This is a genomic window from Pikeienuella piscinae, from assembly GCF_011044155.1.
In the GTDB taxonomy this organism is placed as follows: domain Bacteria; phylum Pseudomonadota; class Alphaproteobacteria; order Rhodobacterales; family Rhodobacteraceae; genus Pikeienuella; species Pikeienuella piscinae.
Genome location: NZ_CP049056.1, coordinates 1,262,014 through 1,280,495, shown reverse-complemented (window position 1 = coordinate 1,280,495; position 18,482 = coordinate 1,262,014). Strand labels below are relative to the sequence as shown.

Annotated in this window: 20 protein-coding genes; 14 read left to right on the top strand and 6 right to left on the bottom strand. The window is 68.2% G+C overall.

What is annotated here, in order from left to right; translation table 11 throughout:
- Positions 1–115 precede the first annotated feature (115 nt).
- The 4 genes from G5B40_RS06200 to G5B40_RS06185 all read left to right on the top strand — a co-directional run bounded on the left by G5B40_RS06200 (position 116) and on the right by G5B40_RS06185 (position 2,154).
- On the top strand, positions 116–580 hold the full coding sequence (locus G5B40_RS06200; RefSeq protein ID WP_165096383.1) for an RrF2 family transcriptional regulator: 465 nt from the start codon (positions 116–118) through the stop codon (positions 578–580).
- A gap of 185 nt (positions 581–765) precedes the next feature.
- The gene (locus tag G5B40_RS06195; protein WP_165096380.1) at positions 766–942 is read left to right on the top strand and encodes a CbtB domain-containing protein; all 177 of its coding nucleotides are present in this window, start codon (positions 766–768) and stop codon (positions 940–942) included.
- Between the two features lie 2 nt (positions 943–944).
- Positions 945–1,649 (top strand): CbtA family protein, encoded by a 705-nt coding sequence (locus tag G5B40_RS06190; RefSeq protein ID WP_165096376.1) that lies wholly within the window; start codon positions 945–947, stop codon positions 1,647–1,649.
- 28 nt (positions 1,650–1,677) lie between these two features.
- The gene (locus G5B40_RS06185) at positions 1,678–2,154 is read left to right on the top strand and encodes a hypothetical protein (protein ID WP_165096373.1); all 477 of its coding nucleotides are present in this window, start codon (positions 1,678–1,680) and stop codon (positions 2,152–2,154) included.
- 153 nt (positions 2,155–2,307) lie between these two features.
- Here the strand turns inward: G5B40_RS06185 and G5B40_RS06180 are convergent, their stop codons facing one another.
- From G5B40_RS06180 to hemC, 4 genes are all read right to left on the bottom strand, one after another.
- Positions 2,308–3,852 carry a heme biosynthesis protein HemY gene (locus tag G5B40_RS06180; protein ID WP_165096371.1) on the bottom strand — a complete coding sequence of 515 codons (1,545 nt, stop codon included), beginning with the start codon at positions 3,850–3,852 and terminating at the stop codon, positions 2,308–2,310.
- Positions 3,853–3,862: 10 nt separating this feature from the next.
- Positions 3,863–5,278 carry a COG4223 family protein gene (locus G5B40_RS06175; RefSeq protein WP_165096368.1) on the bottom strand — a complete coding sequence of 472 codons (1,416 nt, stop codon included), beginning with the start codon at positions 5,276–5,278 and terminating at the stop codon, positions 3,863–3,865.
- Between the two features lie 74 nt (positions 5,279–5,352).
- Complete coding sequence (locus G5B40_RS06170; RefSeq protein WP_165096366.1) at positions 5,353–6,057, bottom strand: uroporphyrinogen-III synthase; 705 nt, start codon at positions 6,055–6,057, stop codon at positions 5,353–5,355.
- A gap of 12 nt (positions 6,058–6,069) precedes the next feature.
- Positions 6,070–7,023 (bottom strand): hydroxymethylbilane synthase, encoded by a 954-nt coding sequence (gene hemC, locus G5B40_RS06165; protein WP_179961602.1) that lies wholly within the window; start codon positions 7,021–7,023, stop codon positions 6,070–6,072.
- Between the two features lie 75 nt (positions 7,024–7,098).
- Between hemC and tsaD the strand changes: the two genes are divergently transcribed.
- From tsaD to G5B40_RS06115, 10 genes are all read left to right on the top strand, one after another.
- On the top strand, positions 7,099–8,214 hold the full coding sequence (gene tsaD / locus G5B40_RS06160) for a tRNA (adenosine(37)-N6)-threonylcarbamoyltransferase complex transferase subunit TsaD (RefSeq protein ID WP_165096363.1): 1,116 nt from the start codon (positions 7,099–7,101) through the stop codon (positions 8,212–8,214).
- Between the two features lie 10 nt (positions 8,215–8,224).
- Positions 8,225–9,124: an NAD(P)H-dependent glycerol-3-phosphate dehydrogenase gene (locus G5B40_RS06155; RefSeq protein ID WP_425500086.1), complete on the top strand. Its 900-nt coding sequence runs from the start codon at positions 8,225–8,227 to the stop codon at positions 9,122–9,124.
- A 99-nt stretch (positions 9,125–9,223) separates the two neighbouring features.
- The gene (locus G5B40_RS20885) at positions 9,224–9,583 is read left to right on the top strand and encodes a hypothetical protein (protein ID WP_179961574.1); all 360 of its coding nucleotides are present in this window, start codon (positions 9,224–9,226) and stop codon (positions 9,581–9,583) included.
- Between the two features lie 257 nt (positions 9,584–9,840).
- Positions 9,841–10,986 carry a hypothetical protein gene (locus tag G5B40_RS06145; protein ID WP_165096358.1) on the top strand — a complete coding sequence of 382 codons (1,146 nt, stop codon included), beginning with the start codon at positions 9,841–9,843 and terminating at the stop codon, positions 10,984–10,986.
- 65 nt (positions 10,987–11,051) lie between these two features.
- Positions 11,052–11,987 (top strand): nucleotidyltransferase family protein, encoded by a 936-nt coding sequence (locus tag G5B40_RS06140; RefSeq protein ID WP_165096356.1) that lies wholly within the window; start codon positions 11,052–11,054, stop codon positions 11,985–11,987.
- A gap of 161 nt (positions 11,988–12,148) precedes the next feature.
- A complete protein-coding gene (locus G5B40_RS06135) occupies positions 12,149–12,883 on the top strand; it encodes an amino acid ABC transporter ATP-binding protein (RefSeq protein ID WP_425500076.1) in 735 nt (244 codons plus the stop codon).
- Between the two features lie 28 nt (positions 12,884–12,911).
- The gene (locus G5B40_RS06130; protein ID WP_165096353.1) at positions 12,912–13,718 is read left to right on the top strand and encodes a substrate-binding periplasmic protein; all 807 of its coding nucleotides are present in this window, start codon (positions 12,912–12,914) and stop codon (positions 13,716–13,718) included.
- 92 nt (positions 13,719–13,810) lie between these two features.
- Positions 13,811–14,503, top strand: a complete 693-nt coding sequence (locus tag G5B40_RS06125) for an amino acid ABC transporter permease (RefSeq protein WP_165096351.1) — start codon at positions 13,811–13,813, stop codon at positions 14,501–14,503.
- A gap of 18 nt (positions 14,504–14,521) precedes the next feature.
- On the top strand, positions 14,522–15,208 hold the full coding sequence (locus G5B40_RS06120; protein ID WP_165096348.1) for an amino acid ABC transporter permease: 687 nt from the start codon (positions 14,522–14,524) through the stop codon (positions 15,206–15,208).
- A 132-nt stretch (positions 15,209–15,340) separates the two neighbouring features.
- Positions 15,341–16,342, top strand: coding sequence for a pyridoxal-phosphate dependent enzyme (locus G5B40_RS06115; RefSeq protein ID WP_165096346.1), 1,002 nt, complete (start codon positions 15,341–15,343; stop codon positions 16,340–16,342).
- A gap of 12 nt (positions 16,343–16,354) precedes the next feature.
- Here G5B40_RS06115 and G5B40_RS06110 read toward each other — a convergent pair whose 3' ends face one another.
- Positions 16,355–17,245 (bottom strand): succinate--CoA ligase subunit alpha, encoded by an 891-nt coding sequence (locus G5B40_RS06110; protein ID WP_165096343.1) that lies wholly within the window; start codon positions 17,243–17,245, stop codon positions 16,355–16,357.
- Positions 17,242–18,450 (bottom strand): ATP-grasp domain-containing protein, encoded by a 1,209-nt coding sequence (locus G5B40_RS06105; protein ID WP_165096341.1) that lies wholly within the window; start codon positions 18,448–18,450, stop codon positions 17,242–17,244. Before G5B40_RS06105 ends, G5B40_RS06110 begins: the two co-directional genes overlap by 4 nt.
- Positions 18,451–18,482: the final 32 nt, after the last annotated feature.

Here is an 18,482-nt window from a genome sequence, read left to right as displayed (position 1 = left end):
GGCCTTGGCGCGGCCCGATCTCCGGTTGCGGCCGAAGCCCGGCGGAGCGCTGGATTGCGATATCGCCGCCATACAAATATGCATATGAAATGTTAGTTTCAGGAGGTGGGCCGCGATGCAGCTCAGCGTCTACACCGATTACGCCCTGCGTTTGATGATGCGTCTCGCGCTCTCGCCCGACCGGCTCGTCACGATTCAGGAAGTGGCCGACGATTATGGGATATCGCGCAACCATCTGATGAAGATCGCCGTCGATCTTGGTCGCCACGGCTATGTCGAATCGGTCCGGGGGCGTGCGGGGGGAATGCGTCTCGCCATGCCGCCGCGGCAGATCAATCTCGGCGAGGTGGTTCGCAAGACCGAGGAAAACCTCAGGATCGTGGAGTGCTTCGACCAGAGGCGGGACACCTGCGTCATCTCCGGCGTCTGCGGTCTGCGCGGGGTGCTCGCAGAAGCGACCGACGCCTTTCTCGCGGTTCTCGATCGTCACACGCTCCGCGACCTGATGCGCGAGCCGCATATGCTGGGGCGCGTGTTCGAGGGCCGAAAGGCGGGGGAGGCGACGCGCGGTCTCACCTGATCGTTCGCGTGGCGGCCCCCGCCTTCGCGCCGGGCGCCCTTTCGGCATTGCCAGCCAGCGGGCGCTGGCGTTACCCTTGGCGCGGCCTCGTGGTGAACCGGATCGCGCTCGTGACGCCGCCCGGCCCCTGACGACAGACCATCCGTCGCGCGAAGGCGCGTCGGATGAGACGGTGAGGAGACGGCATGACGACAGTGACGAAGACCGCCACCGCAAGCGACGCCGACTCGGTCCTGATCCCGGCGCTGGTCGCCGGATTCATCGGTCTCGCGATCGTCTTCGCGGCCGGGCTGATCCAGGCGCAGACCTTGCACGACGCGGCGCATGACGCGCGTCATTCCACCGGCTTTCCCTGCCACTGACGATGGCCGCTTTCGCGCGGATCGTCGTCAGCGCCGTGTTCGCGGGCGCCGCCGCGGGGGTGCTCGCAGCGCTCCTGCAACTCGTTTTCGTGCAGCCGGTGCTGCTCCACGCTGAACTCTACGAGTCCGGCATCCTCGTTCATTTCGGCGCGGGCGCCGTCAGCGCGCATCAGGATGTCGGAGGCGTCGTTTTCGGGCGCGACGCTCTCAGCATCCTCTTCACCCTGCTGATCTATACCGGATACGCGCTCATCCTGGTCGCGCTGATGGCCGCGGCCGAGGCGCGGGGGGCGGTGATCACGGCGCGGACCGGCCTCCTCTGGGGGCTGGCCGGTTTCGTTTCCGTCAATTTCGCGCCCGGTTTCAGTCTCGCGCCCGAGGTTCCGGGCGTCGCGGCGGCCGATGTCTATGCGCGCCAGGCCTGGTGGGGCGTGACGGTCGTGGCGGCGGCCGTCGCGCTCTGGCTGATCGCCTTCGGGCGAGGGTGGGCGGCCTGGGGCGCCGCAGTCGCGCTATTGCTCGCGCCGCACCTGGTCGGCGCGCCGGAGCCGGACGTCTTCACCGGACCGGTTCCGCCCGAGATCGGCGCGGCCTTTGCGGCGCGCGCCTTCGGCGTCGGCATGGCCGCATGGGTGATGCTTGGCGGGTTCGCAGGCTTCTTCTGGCGACGTGAGGCGGCGCGGGCGGGCGCGGCGGCGCAAGCCTGATCCCGCCGCCGGGAGCATGACCCGAATCATGGATCGTCTCGCGCTTCTCGTCATCGGCCTGGTCCTGGGCGGCGGCGTTGGTTTCGTCACTGCGGCCGGGTTCGGCGTGACGCTTGACGGCCATGATCATAGCGCGCCGGGTGGCCACGCCGCGATGGCGCAAATGGCGCACGAGGATGACTCCGCGCTCGACATTTCCGCCGGTCCCTCGGCGCCGACCGTCGCGCTGGAACTGGCGCGCGACCCTGTTTCGGGGTGGAATCTCCACCTCGTCACCGGGAATTTCCGCTTCGCGCCTGAAAAGGCCGGAGCGGCGCCGGTTGCGGGTGAGGGACACGCGCATCTTTATGTCAACGGCCGGAAGGTCTCCCGGCTCTACGGCTCCTGGACGCATATCGCCGAGCTGCCGCCGCGGGCTGAATTGCGGGTCACGCTGAACGCCAACGATCATCGGCCGCTCGCCGTCGCCGGGGCGCCCGTCGCGGCGGTCGCGACCGCGCCCTGACGCAGGTGTCGCGCGCGTGTACGTCGGCGCTTCTGGCGCGTGATGCGACAGCGGCGATGAGCCGAGAGGGCGCGGGCCGCCGCGGTCATGGAAACGCCGCCAGCAGCGTCATCGGCGTCGCTGGCCGGCCGCGCCCCGTGGCGGGCGCCGCGCTCAGGCTTTCGTATCCTGCGCCGCCGCGACGGAGGGCTCGGCCTCGGCGGCGCCGACGGCTCTCTTCGTATCCGTCTTCAGGGCCGGGTCGGCCGCGTTCGTCGCCCCGTTATCCTTAGCGCCGTCAGGGCCGTCCGTCTCTTCCTTTGCGTATTCGCTCTCCGGGCCGTCTTCAGCGATGATCGGAAGCAGCGCGGCGCTCGCCTCGGCCTCGGTCGCTTCAGCCTCGCCTTCGGTCCAGGCGAGCGTGTCGAAGGCGTCGCACCTCCGGCAGACCGGCGCCCATTCGCCATGGCGCGCTCCGCAATTGGCGCAGGTCCATTGCGGCGCGCGGGGCGCCGCGACGGCGCGCGCGAGCCAGCCGCGCACTAGAGGTTCGCCGCCCCCGTCGGCGCGTTCGATCGCCGCCATCAGCGCGAGGGCGCGGGCCGTCGGATGGGTATCCGCCAGATCGCCGATCGCCGCGCGGGCGGCGTGCGGATCGCCATCGGCGAGCGCGAGCTCGGCGCTCAGCATCCGGGTTTCCGGGTTGTCCGGGTGAAGTTTGGTCAGCTCGCGGAATCTCTTGCGCCGCGCCGCCGCACTCTCATCCGGGTGCAGCGCGGCGTAGGCGGCTGCGACGTCGGGATGAGGCTCGGCGCGCCAGGCCTCGCGCAGCGTTTTTTCCGCCTTTCGGAGGGCGTTATCGGCCTTCTGCTGCTCGGCGAGCGTGATCGAGGCGGAGATCAGCGTCGGCGCTTTCCGACGCGCGCGGGCGATCAGTTCGCGTGACTTCGCCGTTTCGCCGCGCGCCTCCGCCGCGCGCGCTTCGGCGACCAGCAGCACCGCGGCGCGGCGTTCGGCTACGTCCTTGGTGATCGCGCCGGTTTTCGTCGTCGCCTCCAGCGTGCGGCGCGCGCCCTCCCACTCGCCGGCCTCGCACTGAAGATCGAAAAGCGTGGCCAGAAGTTCGGGTTCGCGCGCCTTCAACTCGAACGCGTAAGCCGCGAGTTTCAGCGCCCGCGCCTTGTCACCGTCGCGGAGCGCCTGCTCGAGCAAACCCTTGACCCCGACATAGGCGGTGCGCTGTTCGCCGGCGAGGCGCTTGTAATAGTCCTTCGCGACCGCAGAATCGCCTGCCGCATCCGCCGATTGGGCGACGAGCAGCCTGGTGAGCGCCGGCCGGTCCAGCAGCCTTTCGGCCTTGCGGGCCTTCACCAGCGCCGACTTGCCATCGCCCTCGGCCATGGCGATCAGGCCGCCGGCCAGCGCGTCGAATCCACGCCGCTCACGCGCCCGGGTCCAGAACCTGCTGAGCGCGGTTTCATCGCCGGAGGCGAACCGGACAAGCGCCACCATGAAACTGAAAATCTTGACGAGCAGCCAGAGCATAAACGTCAGCGCGAGAACGATCGCCACCGTTTCGAGCAGTCGGAAAGGGCCGTATGCGCGTCCCGCGAGGGTCAGCGTCACGCCGCCATCCGAATCTTTCATCCAGACCAGCGCCAGCGCGGCGGCGATGATCGCGAGGCCCCAGAGCGCGGTGCGGATCAGCATGAAAATCATGTCAGCCCCCTCAATTCGCGCCAAGCGCCGCGCGCCAGTCGTCAAAGCCCCGTTTCGCGCCAGCGGCGCGTTTCAGATCATCGAGCCAGTCCGCCATCGCCGTCTTTGCGGCCGGGGGCAGGGCGTCCGCCTCCGTCGCCGCCGCGCTCAGGCGGCCCTCGCTCAGCCGCGCCTCGATACGCGACAGGACCGCGCCGACGCCCGGGCCAGGCGTTTCCACCGCCGGCCTGCCGCCGATGCGCCCGGAAAGCTGCGCGAGCAGTTTGTCTCCGAACCCGTCGCCGGCCTGCGCCTCGAGCGCGGCGGCGTAGCCCTGGCGCGCCGCCGCCGGAAATGACTGTGTCAGCGATCGCGCGGTCGGCGCGCCGCTCTCGGCGAGCGCGGCGAGCGCCTCCGGCGCGACTTCGCCGGAGAGAGAGACCGCATCGTTCATCGCTGACGCGAAGGGGGCGCCGGAGATCAGCGCCTCGCTGATCCGTGTCAGCGCGGCGTCGAGATTGGCGTTGCGGCGGATTTGTTCGGCCTCGGTTCGCGCTCCGGCGGTCGCGGCTTCGCCGCTCTCCAACGCCTCGACGCGGGCGGCGAGCGCGGCGAGTTCATCCGCCTTCGCAAGCGATCCGATCCCGCCGATCCGCTCCTTGAGCGCGGCGATTTCTTCCTTCAGGCTCTCCACGGCCGCGCCGAGGGCGACGACGCTCTCGGGCGTTTCGTCCGTTCCGGCGCCGGCAATTGCGGCCTCCAGCGCGGCGACACGATCGCCGATCGCCGTCAATGCCGCGCTATCCGCCGGCTCGGGCGTGGATTTGAGCGCTGACTCGGTCGTGGCGGCGAGCTCGTCGATTTGCGCCTCGAGCGGCGCGATCGCGCCTTCGGCGGTGGCCACCTGCTCCCTCAGCGCCGCGAGCTCGGCTTCGGTCTCGGCTTTGAGGGCCGCGACCGCTTCTGCGGAGCGGTCCCCGCCGGGTGTCAGAAACTCGGCCACCGGCGCCGCCCATGCGGGCAGATTCGGGGCGATCCTCGGCCCGGCCCAGAGTGCGACCGCCGCGCCGATGAAGAAGATCAGGATCCATTGCAGGGCGATCGCGGCGAAGGAGCGGTGCTCGGCGTCTTCTTGCGCCGCCGCCGCGTACGCGGCCGCCGGCGCGTCGGCCGTCTCCGATTCCACGCCCGCCTCCGGGTGGATGTCGGGGGCTGGCTCGCGGGTCGCCTCCTCCCGTCGTCCGTCATCCACACCGTCGTCCGATAGAGGCTCGGGCGCGGCGTCCGACGCGGGCTCCGGGGGCGCGTCCTCTGCCACAGGGGCCGCGTTGTTGGGCGCGGGGGTTGCTTCGTCGGGCGCAATCTCCGCATCGCTCGCGGCGGCCTTCGCCGCCCTTGCGGCTTCGAGCCTGTCCCGTGCAGGTTTCGGCTCGTCCTGGTCCGCCATTCGCGTCGCTCCCGGTCGCTCTCGATCTGTCAATCCGATCCCTCGCGCCTAGCCTCCACAGGACGGGGCGCGGGTCAAGCCGCGCTGCGTCGCAGCAAGGCGCGCATGGCGGCGCCGTCAGGCCGCTCGGCGACGCTGATATTCGCGAAGCCGACCGGCGCGAGCGCCGCCGCCGCCGCCGCGCTGATCGCCGCCGCCTCGATCGTCGCAAGGCGCGGACGCCAGGCGTATGGGGCGGCTTTCGCGAAAAGTGCGGCGGTTCGCGGTGAAAAGAAGGCCACCGCGTCAATCCGTCCCGCCCGCATCGCGGCGTCGACCCGGGCGCCGGGCGGGCCGGCGGGGCGTGCCTCATAGGCGACGATGTCGCGCGCGTCGGCGCCGGTGTCGCGAAGCGCCGCGCTGATATCCATGGCGATGTCGCGGCCGCGCACATGCGCCGGACGGCTCAGTCCGGCGGCTTTCAACACTGCAAGAAGCCGCACCGCGTCGCCGCCGCCTTCGATCACCTCGTCAAACCCCGCGCGCCGCGCCGCATCCGCCGTCGCCGGGCCGACGCAATAGGCGGGAAGGGCCGGCGGAGGACCATGCTGGAGAAGCGCCTCGAGGGCGCGCGCGGACGTGAAGATCAGCGCGTCCGCATCCGAGAGATCCGGCGGCGCCGGGAGCAGATGAACGATCTCCATCACCGGCCAGATCAGCGCGTCCCAGCCATCCGCGGCGATTTCGGCGGCGAAGGCGTCGGATTGCCGGCGCGGGCGGGTGAGCAGGACGAGGGGCATCTTCGCCTGCGCTCAGGCGTCGAAAAAGCCGGGCCCGCCGGCGGCGCGCAACTCCGCCGCGGCGTCGAGCCCCATCGCCTCGGCCTCCTCCGGCGCGCCCTCGCGCGCCGTCGCGTGCCGGTGGGCGCCATCGGGTCGCAGGATCTCACCGCGAAAGCGGAGCTTGTCGCCGGTCAGTTCCGCCAGCCCGGCGAGCGGCGTCCGGCAGGACCCGTCGAGGGCGCGAAGAAACGCGCGCTCGGCGGTCAGAAGCAGCGTCGTCTCGGCGTCGTCGAGGGGCGCGACAAGGCGGATCGCGCCCTCGTCATCGGCCCGCGTCTCCACCCCGATCGCGCCCTGCGCGACGGCGGGCAGCATCACATCTGTCGGAATCGGGACGCCTTCGACGGCGCTTCCGAGCCGCTTCAACCCGGCGACCGCAAGGAATGTCGCGGTTGCGACGCCCTCCTCCAGTTTCCGCATCCTGGTCTGCACATTCCCGCGAAATTCGATGATCTTCAGGTCCGGGCGGCGCGCCAGCGCCTGCGCCCGGCGCCGGAGCGAGGAGGTGCCGACGGTCGCGCCCTCGGGCAGATCGTCGAATGTCGCATAGCGCGCGGAGATGAACGCGTCGCGCGAATCGGCGCGCGGCAGATGCGCGATCATCGACAGCCCGTCCGGAAGCACCGTCGCCACGTCCTTCATCGAATGGACGGCGATGTCGATGCGCCCGTCGAAAAGCGCCTGCTCCAGCTCCTTTGTGAAGAGCCCCTTGCCGCCGATCTCGGAAAGCGGCCGGTCCTGCACGGCGTCGCCGGTGGTGCGGATCGCGGTGAGGGCGAAGGCCGCCTCAGGCAGGTTATGCGCCGCCATCAGGCGGCGCTGGACCTCGCGCGCCTGAGCCATCGCGAGGGGCGAGCCGCGCGTGCCGATTCGAAGCGGCGCGCCAGGGGAGGGCGGGCGGGAGGAGATGGTTTGCGTCGCCATGCAAAACCCTCTACCCCGTGGCCCGGCGGCGCGCAATCGGAGGCGCCGCCGCGCTCTCATCGGATCGGGCGGCGCATGGAAGAGATCACGGTTCTCGGCATCGAATCGAGCTGCGACGACACTGCGGCGGCGCTCGTGCGCGTGCGGATCGGGTCCGGCGGCGCGCGCGGGCCGGGCGAGATTCTCTCCAGCGTGGTGATCGGGCAGGAGGGGCTGCACGCCGGTTTCGGCGGCGTGGTGCCGGAGATCGCCGCCCGCGCCCATGCCGAGCGGCTCGACCTCGCGGTCGAGGCGGCGTTGGCTGAGGCGGGATGCGGGCTTGGCGGCGTCGATCTTGTCGGCGTGACGGCGGGGCCGGGTCTGATCGGCGGCGTCCTTTCCGGTGTGATGTGCGCGAAGGGGATCGCCTTCGGGGCCGGGTTGCCGCTGATCGGGGTCAATCACCTGGAGGGTCACGCGCTGACGCCGCGGCTGACCGACGGGATCGGCGCGCCCTATCTTCTCCTGCTCGTTTCCGGCGGACACTGCCAACTCATCGAGGTTGCGGCGCCCTGCCGGTATAAGCGCCTCGGCGGGTCGATCGACGACGCGCCGGGGGAAGCCTTCGACAAGATCGCGAAGCTACTCGGTCTCGGCTATCCGGGCGGACCGGAGGTGGAGCGTGAGGCCTTGAGCGGCGACGAGACGCGCTTCGCCTTTCCCCGGCCGCTGATCGAACGGACCGGATTCGACATGTCGTTTTCCGGGCTGAAGACTGCGGTGCTCCGCGCGCGCGACGATCTCGTCGCCGTTGCGGGCGGCATCACGGTCGCGGATCGCGCCGATCTTTGCGCCTCCTTTCAGGCCGCGGCGCGGGATCTTCTGGCGGCGAAAACGCGCGCGGCGATGGTGAATCTGGCGTCGGGCGGCGCCCACCCCGTGGGCGCGCGCCGGCTCGCGGTGGCGGGCGGCGTCGCCGCGAACCGCGCCATCCGCGGCGCGCTGGAGGCGGCGGCGGCCGAGACGGGCTTTTCGTTTCACGCGCCGCCGCTTGCGCTTTGCACCGACAACGGCGCGATGATCGCCTGGGCGGCGGCGGAGCGCTGGGCGCTGGGCGAGCGCGGCGGCGAGATAACGGCGCGGCCGCGCTGGCCGCTGGATGAGTCCGCGCCGCCGATGCTGGGCGGCGGGCGAAAGGGCCCCCGTGTCTAGAGACGACCAAATCGTCGCCATTCTCGGCGCCGGCGCGTTCGGGCGCGCGCTGGCGGCAGTCGCCGGTAAGACCGGCCCGGTGCGGCTGATCGGCCGACGCCCGGCCGAAGGGGTGGAGACCGACGCGGCCGCGGGTCTCGTCGGCGCCGGTCTCGTCATCATCGCGGTCCCGGCGCAGGCGACGCGGGCCGCGCTCGGCGTCTGGGCGCCGCGTCTGCCGCAAGGCGCGCCGCTGATCCTCGCCGCCAAGGGGCTGGAGGCGGGATCGAGCCTTCTTCAGTCCGAGATCGCCGCTGCGCTCACCCCGGGCCGGCAATTGATGGCGCTGACCGGGCCGGCTTTCGCCGTCGATCTTATCGCCGGCCTCCCGACAGCGGTGACGCTCGCGACAAACGATGAGGCGGCGGGCCGCGCCGCGCAGCTGCGTCTCGCGGGCCCCACGCTACGGCCCTATCTTTCCGACGATATCATCGGCGCCGAGATTGGCGGCGCGCTGAAGAACGTCGTCGCCATCGCCTGCGGCGCCGCCATCGGGCGCGGTCTCGGCGAAAGCGCCCGCGCCGCGCTGATGACCAGGGGCTTTGCCGAAATGACACGGATCGCGCTGGCGAAGGGGGGGCGGGCGGAGACGCTGGCGGGGCTTTCCGGGCTTGGCGACCTTGCGTTGACGACCGCAAGCGAGAAGTCGCGCAACTTCGCATTCGGTCTGACGCTTGGGCGCGGCGAGGCGCCCGAACCCGGTGTGACGCGAGAGGGCGTGGCGACCGCCGGCGCGGCGGCGGCGTTGGCCGCGCGACTTGGTGTCGAGGCGCCGATCATCGAAGCGGTCGCCCGGCTCGCGGCGGGCCGCAGCGGCATCGACGCGGAGATGGCCGGGCTCCTCTCCCGACCGCTCGGTCGGGAGTCATGAAAAGGTGCGGAAGAGACGCAGTTTCGGGCGAACCGACGAAACGCGGCTCATCCGGCTGTTCCGCGCGTTCCAGGTCTTGTTTTTCGAAATGGCTCTGATATGATCCGAACGGGTAAAAATTTAGCTAATTGCAAAATAGTGGGGATTCCGATGACAAATGGCGAAGAGCAGTCCGTTCGAAGCGGCAAACTTGTCGATCGTCGGGCGTTCCTGAAGGCGGGGGGGAAATTCGCCGCTGCGACGCCTCCCGCAGTTGCGATCCTCTTGTCCACGTCTCTCGACTCGAAGGCGATCACCAGGTCCGGTGGTGGCCATGGCAACGGCGGCGGCCATGGCAACGGCGGCGGCTGGGGCAATGGCGGCCACGGCGGCGGTCATGGAAACGGCGGTGGTCGCGGCGGTGGTCGCGGCGGCGGTCGCGGCGGTGGCTGGGGCCATGGCGGCGGCCGCTGGTGGTGACACGAGCGCTCCGTCGGCGGATCGGATAGGCGCTGTAAGCTGTCCTGGTGGGACATGCGCGCGGGTCGGCGCGTTGATTGTCACGCATCAATGTTCCTAAATCACCCGGATTAGGGGTCATGGACCGACGCGATCCTTCACCATGCGCGGGAGGATGATCGCAGCGCCGTATCCGGCGGAAGCCTGTTCCGACTTTCGTCCATGCTGGACCGGGCGGACATGAACGCGCATGCTGGCGGTATGGCGGTTTGGATCGAATGACCCCGCAATCCGGATATGCGCTTCTCGTCGCCGCGCACGGTGTGCGGTTGACGCGGGTCAAGGGCAAGCCGGTTCTCTTCTCCGCAGCCGATCAGCTGGTGTTTCTGACGAATGATTTCGTCGCCGCCATCTGGGCGCATGTGCAGGCCGGCGTGACGCAGGCGGAGTTCTCGCGGCTGGCGCGCGACGCCGGGCTGGACGGGAAGGAGATTCTGTCCGGCCTACTTGAGAGCGGCGTCGTCACGTTTCTGGGCGCGGAGGACGGGCCCGCGACGCTCACCGCGCATGCACATCTCAAGCTGGGCGATGTCATCGTTCTGATCGGCTTCGGAGGACCGCGCGCCGAGGCCGTGTTTCGCGAGAGCTTCGGCCACCTGACGACGTCGCCGAGTCCGAGCGCGGCGCATCTTCTGGCGCTCGAAAGCGCCGGCGGGATCTGTGGCAGTGAATGCGGCGGGGCGGCCGACTGGGTGGAATGGCGGCGGGCTGGCGCGGCGTTGAAGGAACTCCTGACCGGAATTGCGCTGGAGCGATCGGATCGCACCGCGCTGCATGCCGCGACGCTGTCCCAGGATGGCGACGCATTGCTGCTGTTCGGGCCCCCGGGGGCCGGAAAGTCCACGCTTGCGGCGGCGCTCGGGGTTTCCGGTTTCAATCTCGATGGGGACGATATCGCGCTCTTGCAGTCTGATGGCGGGGTGCTGGCGCTACAGTTCCCCATCACGGTGAAGTCGGAGTCCTGGTCGTTGCTGTCCGGGCGTTATCCCGAACTCGCGCGGCTGGAAACTTATGAGAGGTCGGATGGACAGTCCGTCAGATACCTGACGCCGCAGGGTGCAGGCGCGCCCGAGCCGCGGCGCGCCAGATTGATCGTCCGGCTCGAGCGCGCAGAGGTCGGGGAGGCCAGACTAGACGACATTCCGGTCGAGCAGGCTCTGGCGGTGGCGCTCGACGGGGGCTGGTCGAGTGATGAGCGTCTGTCGCTCGAGTCGTTCGACGCGTTGATCGCCTGTGTCGACGCCGCGACATGCTTCAGATTGCGATATTCGGATATCGACGATGCGGTCGCGACGATCGGAGCGGCCTGGAGTGAAGCGCGCCGAGGCTCGGATCCTGCTGATCCTCGAACCCCTTGGATGTGATGAATCGCAGGGGGGTGAGGCGCTCGCGACTGGAGAAGCTCGCGGAGTGCCTCCAAGGCGACGTATTGAACCGGAGCGACTGGGACGAAGTCATCGCTACGGCGAACGCCCATCTTCTCGGCCCGCATCTCTACCACCAGATTCTGAAGTCCGGGCGCCTCGACCAGGTCGATCCGGAAGCGGTGGAATATCTCGGCAGTCAGGCGGCGGCCAACCACGAACGAAGCCGAAGGCTCCTGGCGCAACTTGACGAGGCGGCGTCCGCGATGAACGACGTCGGCGTCATTCCGCTGGCGATCAAGGGAATGGCCGCGCTTTTGCAAAGCGACCGGGTCGAGGAATTTCCGCGAATTGTACGTGACGTGGATCTTCTGATCGGCAAGGCTGAAGCGGCGCCGGTCGACAGGGCGCTCAGCGATCTTGGCTACGATGCCGAACGGGTCGAAGAAGGGGGCCATTCGGTCGGGAACTATGTGCGATGCGACGCCGTTGGCGTGCTCGACCTGCACATACGCCTCCCACGGCGGGTCGCCCTCGTGGTGACGATGGACGATCTCATGTCGCGCGCCAGAGAAGCGCGACTCGCGAACAGCGTGGTCCGCATTCCCGATGCGTCCGCCCATGTCGCGATCAATCTTGCGCATGACATGATCCACAATCGCTGCATGTATAGCGGGATTATGGATCTCGGCTATCTGGTGGAACTGGTGCAGTTCATCGGTGAACGGGGCGATGAGATCGACCAGCCCTGGATAGAGCAAAAGCAGAAGATCCGGCGCTTCGGCCTCTCGGTGGAGATGCAGGCGCGGATGGCGCGGCATCTCTTCGGGAGCGCGTCGTTCATCGCGTCAGAAAGCAGCGCTCTCGGTTGGGCGCTCCATCACCGCCGCCGTCTGAAAACGCGATTCGCGCCGATCGACCGGCTCGACACCGCTCTGTTCGAGCGCATTTATCCGGCGATTCAAAGCATCCGCCGTAGTCGGGCGGGCCGAGGGGACTGAACGACGAATCTTTCGGATACCGCGGCGTCGCGCCCGACAGCAAGGCGACGAATATCGATTATCTCGAACCAGGCTATTGCGCTCAAGGGCGGGGGGGTATCCATTAACGGCGATCGCAACGACCCTTCGGGGGTGGCGCAAAGCCGACAGGAACCTGACGATTGACCGATCCGATAATTCGAATTGAGAATGTTTCCAAGCAGTTCGGTGAAATCAAGGCCCTGAACGACGTGTCCTGCGTCGTGGCGCCGGGCGAGGTGCTGGTGATCGTGGGGCCGAGCGGGTCGGGCAAGAGCACGCTCCTGCGCACGATCAACGGCCTTGAAACCATCTCCAGCGGGCGCATCGTCGTGGACGGCGTCGAAGTCGGCGCCAAGGCGACGGACATGAACAAGCTTCGCACCTCGATCGGCATGGTGTTTCAGCATTTCAACCTGTTCAGCCACAAGACGGCGCTGGAGAACATCGTCATGTGCCAGACGGTTTCGCTGAAGCGAAATCGGGCCGAGGCGACGGCGATCGGGCGCGATCTGCTGGCGCGGGTGGGTATTCCCGACAAGGCCGATTCCTATCCCAGCCAGCTCTCCGGCGGCCAGCAGCAGCGCGTCGCCATCGCGCGGTCGCTGGCGATGCATCCCAAGGTCATGCTTTTCGACGAGGCGACGTCGGCGCTCGACCCTGAAACCGTGAGCGGCGTGCTGCAACTCATGCAGGAGCTGGCGACCGAAGGCATGACCATGGTCGTCGTCACCCATGAAATGGGCTTCGCCCGCGAGGCGGCCGACCGGGTGATCTTCATGGATCAGGGAGAGATCCAGGAGGAGGCGAACCCCCAGGTGTTCTTCGACGCCCCCAAGAACGAGAGAACGATCAAGTTCCTTAGCCAGATACTATGACTAAACCGACATCAGAGAGGATACCGGCATGAAGATACTCGGAAAACTGACTGGCGGCGCCATCGCGGCGGCGGCGCTTCTGGCGGTGGGCGCATCCGCCGCGAGCGCCCAGCAAACGACGATGGATAAGATCGCGACCGAAGGCAAGATCACCGTTGCGGTGCAGACGCAGGGTCCGCCGGTCAGCTTCGTCGACAGCAAAGGCGAACGCACCGGCCTCGTCATCGACATCATGAAGATGATGGCCGAGGACATGGGCGTGGAACTGGTCATCCAGGACTATGACTGGAAGGGCCTGATCCCGGCGCTGAAATCGGGCAAGGTCGACCTGATCGCCGCCGACATGACGCCGACGGCCAAGCGCTCCATGCAGGTGGTGTTCACTGACCCGGTCTTTTTCGCCGAGAACGTCGCCTTTGCGCTGAAGAGCAAGGGCTTCACGAAATGGCAGGACCTGAACGCCGACGGCATGACGGTCGCTGCGACGCAGGCGTCGACCTACGCCGACGCGGCGCGCAAGCACATCTCTAAGGCGGAGCTGAAGGAATACGCAGGGGGCACCGCGCAGACGACGCAGGCGGTGGCCGCCGGGCGCGCCGATGGCGGCGTCACCGACAAGGCGAGCCTCGCGCAGTATACCGCCGGCGACAGTGAATTCATGATGCTCGACGGCGTGCTGGCGCAGGAGCCGCTGGGCTTCGCTGTCCGACCGGATTCGCTCCATCTTCTGTTCACGCTCAACAATTACATCGGTCTGATCCGGTATGACGGGCGTTTGCAGGAGCGGCTCGCCTACTGGTGGGAAAGCCTCGATTGGGAGAAGGATCACAAGTGATCGTTTTACCGCCTTCGCCCCTTCCGGGGCGAAGGTCCGCCGCATCCCGCCGCCTTCATCCAGTCTCGTCCTTCGCTGCTGAAAGGCGCTGAATGTCCTCGCTCTTGCAGCACTTCAATTACCGTGTTGTCGGGCAATATCTCGACATCTTCGCGGAAGGCATGTTCGCGACGCTCTGGATGTCGGCGGTCTGTCTCGTCGCCTCGATCTTTTTTGGCGTCTTCGTCGCCCTGATGCGGATGTCGCCGAATCCGCTGATCTGGCGGCTTGCGGCCGGGTATATCCAAGCGATCCGGGCGACGCCGCTGCTGATCCAGATCTATCTCGTGTATTATGGGCTGCCCGCGCTTCTGCCCTTCGGGAATTTCTTCGATGAGACCCAGACTGCGCTGATCGCGCTGACCATCCATTCGACCCCCTATATGGCGGAGATCATCCGCGCCGGCATTCTCTCGGTTCCCGCCGGTCAGGCCGAGGGGGCGTATTCGGTCGGCTTCAGCCGTCCGCAGACCCTCTTTCACGTCGTCCTGCCGCAGGCGCTCGCCAACGTGACGCCGCCGCTGATCGGGCAGACGGCGATCCTGATCAAGGACACGTCGCTTTTCAGCATCATCGCCGTCTTCGAGCTGATGGGCGCGGGCGTCAGGATGTTCTCGGAAACTGTCGTGGCGACAGAAAGCTATGTGACCACGGCGATCTGCTACCTGATGATCTACATGCTGACGCTGATCCTGGCGCGGTTCGCGCAGCAGAAACTGGGGGGGACGGAATGGCGCCGGATCTGAAGTCGGGGGAGGGGCCCGATGTTTGAGTCCATCGCGGAGAAGTGGGCGATCACCGTCAACCTCTGGCCGATCCTGATGCATGGGCTGTGGTTGACCTTCGCGGTCTCGATGCTGGCGATCGTGCTTGGCTCCGCGCTCGGTTTCGGGCTTGGCGTCGTGCGCACGCTGCCGTTTGGCTGGCCGCGGCGGCTGATTGGCCTCTACCTGCATGTCTTTCGCGGCACGCCGTTCCTGGTGCAGCTCTACATCGTCTATTTCGTGCTGCCTTCGCTCGATATCGCCTTTCTGCAATTCGACAGTTTCGTCGCCGCGATCGTGGCGCTGTCCTTCTACACGTCCAGCTATGTGACGGAGATCACCGCCGCCGCGGTTCGCGCCGTCCCGCCGGGGCAGGAGGAAGCAGCGCGCGCCGCCGGCATGTCGAAATCGCAGGCGCTTTACCATGTCGTGCTGCCGCAGGCGCTACGGCTGATGATCCCGCCGATGGCGGGCGTCTATGTCGTCATCATCAAGAGCACCTCGCTGCTCTCGGTGATCGGAATCGCCGAGCTGACGCGGCAAGGGGAAATCGCGATCCTGCGCCTGCCGGGCAACGTGCTGTTCGTCTACTGCCTGATCGCGGTGGTCTATTTCATCTACTGCTATCCGGTCCTGCGGTTCTCGCAATGGGGCGAGCGGCGATTCGGCCGGATCGATGGCTCCTGACGCCCGATCCATGTGGGAATGAAGGAATGAGCGCGCCCATGCCGACCAATCCCTGCATGCCGCGATGAGCGCGTCTTTTCCTCATGACGCGCGCCAAGCTCCCGGCCGGGCGCCGCGGCGGGCGCGGCGCGTATGATCGCGCTGCCCGATCCCCGCTACGCCCTGCTCGACGAGCCGACCCCGTTGCAGCGTCTGGCGCGGCTGGAGCGGGCGCTGGGGCGAAGCGGGCTTTTCGTGAAGCGAGACGACCAGATGCCGATCGCGCTTGGCGGCAACAAGCTACGCAGTCTCGAATTCTGGCTTGGACGGGCGTTGGAGGAGGGCGCCGATATCGCGCTCGTCGCCGGCGGGCCGAATTCGAACATGTGCCGGTTGACTGCGGCGGCGGCGGCGATGGCGGAACTGGACTGCATCGTCTTTCACAACGCCGACTCCACCCCCGAGAGCCGCAGGATGAGTTTTCTCAATCAGGTGTTCGGCGCAGAGGTGCGGTATCTGGGCGAAATGGATGAAACCCTGCGCGCGGCCGAAATGGAGCGCGCGGCCTCGGCCCTGCGCGTCGGCGGCCGGCGGCCCCATATCGTCGGCGATCCGATAATCGGCGCCCTCGGCTATGTGCGCGCCGCGGCTGAGCTTGCGCGCCAGAACGAGGATCTTGGTGGCCCGATCCGTCATGTCTTCATGCCCGGCTCCATGGGGCCGACCGAGGCCGGGTTCATTTTCGGCAACGCGGTTCTGGGCTACCCGTTCGAGGTGCATCTTGTCAGCGTCGAATACGGCCGTGATGAACTTGACGACCGGATCGCGCGCATTCTGCGCGGCCTCGCGAGTCATACCGGCCTTCTGACGGCGGGCGTCGACGCGACCCATCAGCAGTATCATATGGATCATCTCGGCGCCGGGTACGACCAGCCGACCGCTGCGGCCGAGGCCGCGATCCTGCGTTTCGCCCGTACCGAGGGCGTATTGCTGGAGCACACCTACACCGCGAAAACCTTCGCGGCCTTTCTGGACCTAGCGGCGGCGGGCGGGCCGCCGCCGGAGGAGGGGATGTGCGCCATCCACACCGGCGGCTTGCCTGCGCTTTTCAGCCAGTTCGACCGGTTCGCGACCAGGTCGGCGGAGGCGGGTTGACCGGCGCGCGTCTCAGATCAGTGCGGCGATGACCTTCGGCGCCTCGTCGAGCGAGGCGATGACATGCGCCCCCGCCTCCTTCAGCAGGCGGCGCTTGGCGGTCGCGGTGTCGGCTTCCCCGGCAATCATCGCCGCGACATGGCCGAAGCTGCGCCCAGCCGGATAGGCCTCCTGAAACGCCCCGGCGATCAGCGCCAGAACCGGTTTCCGGATCGCGCCGCTCCTGATCGCCTCGGCGACCTCTGCCTCGTTATCGGTGCCTGGCTCGCCATAGACGATCATCGCGTCGGTCTCGGGGTCATCCTCGAAAAGCCCCAGATACTCCCGCATCGAGCGGCCCGTGGTGCGGTCGCCGCCCATCGAGACCGCGGTCGAGACGCCCATCCCGGCCCGGCTCAGCGCCCATGAAATCTCCGCCGACATGCCGCCCGAGCGGGAGACGACGCCGACCCGCCCGGGCCGGTAAATCGCGTCCGGGTCGGCGCCGCCGATGCCGCCGATCTTGCACTTGCCAGGCGAAATCACGCCGTTGGTGTTGAAGCCGACCAGCCATGCGCCGGCCGCGCGCGCCGCCGCCACGGCTTGGGCGGCGTCGTGCTGGGGCAGGTTCTCGGTCGTGGCGAGCAGAACCTTGCAGCCGGCGTCGACCGCCTCGAAAACCGCGTCGCGCACGCCGCCGGCCGGCACGTAAAGAACCGCGGCGGCGGCCCTGGTCTCAGCGACCGCGCGGCGCACCGTGTCGAAGACCGGAACGCCGTCGACATCCTCTCCGCCGCGCCCGGGCGTGACGCCGGCGACGATCTTCACGCCGTAATCGAGGCAGAGCCTCGTGTCGAACCGCCCCTGGTTTCCGGTGATTCCCTGCACGACGACCCGCGTCGTCTCGTCGATCAAGATGCTCATCGCGACGCCTCCGCCGTAACTGTCTCACGGGCCTTCCGCGCGGCCTCCACCACCGTGCGGCAGCCGTCCTCCAACGTCGCTTCCTGGGGCAGGTAGTTGGCGCCGGGGATGGTCGCGACGATCTCCCGCGCCTCCTTCTCCGCAGGGCCGAAGAGCCGCAGCACGATGGGAAAGCGCCGCGCGTCGACGCCGTTGCGCTCGACCGAGATCTTCAGCGCCTTCGCCACCTGATCACAGGGCGCCATCTGGAGATAGTTGTAGCCGATCAGGAGCGCCCGAGAACGCGGATTGGTGAAGATCGCATCCAACACCGCCTCCATCTTCTCGGTCCCCGGGGCCGGGCTGACATCGGAATGGTTCGCGGGCCGGCCTCCCATCTCGACGATCATGTCATGCTGCAAGAGCCCGGCGCCGCCGCCGGCGACCAGAAGCCCGATATCGCCCTCAAGCTCGACATAGCGCGAACTGGCGCCGGGATAGGCGCGGTTCGCTTCCTGCACCGCGGCCTCGCGCGGGTTCGCGGGCGCCTCGGGCAGCCCGTCCTTGGCCACGCCGCGCTGGCGATGGAGCGCGAAATCGTCGATCTCCAGCATCGCTCCGACCAGCGAGGGTTTCCCGTCCGCGTCGAGCGCAAGCGGGTTGACCTCCATCATCACTGCATCGAGCGCGACGAAGGCGTCGTAGAGCCGCGCCGTCAGCCGCCCGATCGCCGCCAGGGGGCGCCCGGTCAGCCCGGCTTCGCGCCAGGACTCGATCGCGTCCCATGGCTTCAGCCCGCGGAGGGGGTCGATCTCCCGCACCACGACGCGTTCCGGCCGCTCGGCATGGACGGTCTCGATATCGACGCCGCCCTCGCAGGAGATGACGAGCCGCGGCGTGCGGTCGCCGAAGGCGAAGCTGAGATAGAACTCGCGTGCGATCTCGGCGCGCCGCTCGACATATACGCGCTCGACCTTCTGACCCATCGCTTCCGCGCCGAGCATGACGCGCGCCGCCTCCGCCGCCGCTTCCGCGGTATCCGTGAGGTGAACGAGTCCGGCCTTGCCGCGCCTTCCGGCGGCGATTAGCGCCTTGACCGCGACGGCGCCGCCAAGGTCGCGCGCTAGCGTCGTGGCTTCTTCCGGGCTCGTCGCCGCGCCGCCCTCCGGCGCGGGAAGGCCGCGCGCTCTGAGCAGCGCCTTGGTCAGATCTTCGGTCAGTTTCATGTCCGCTCCATCTTCACTTTCCGCTGCTGCGA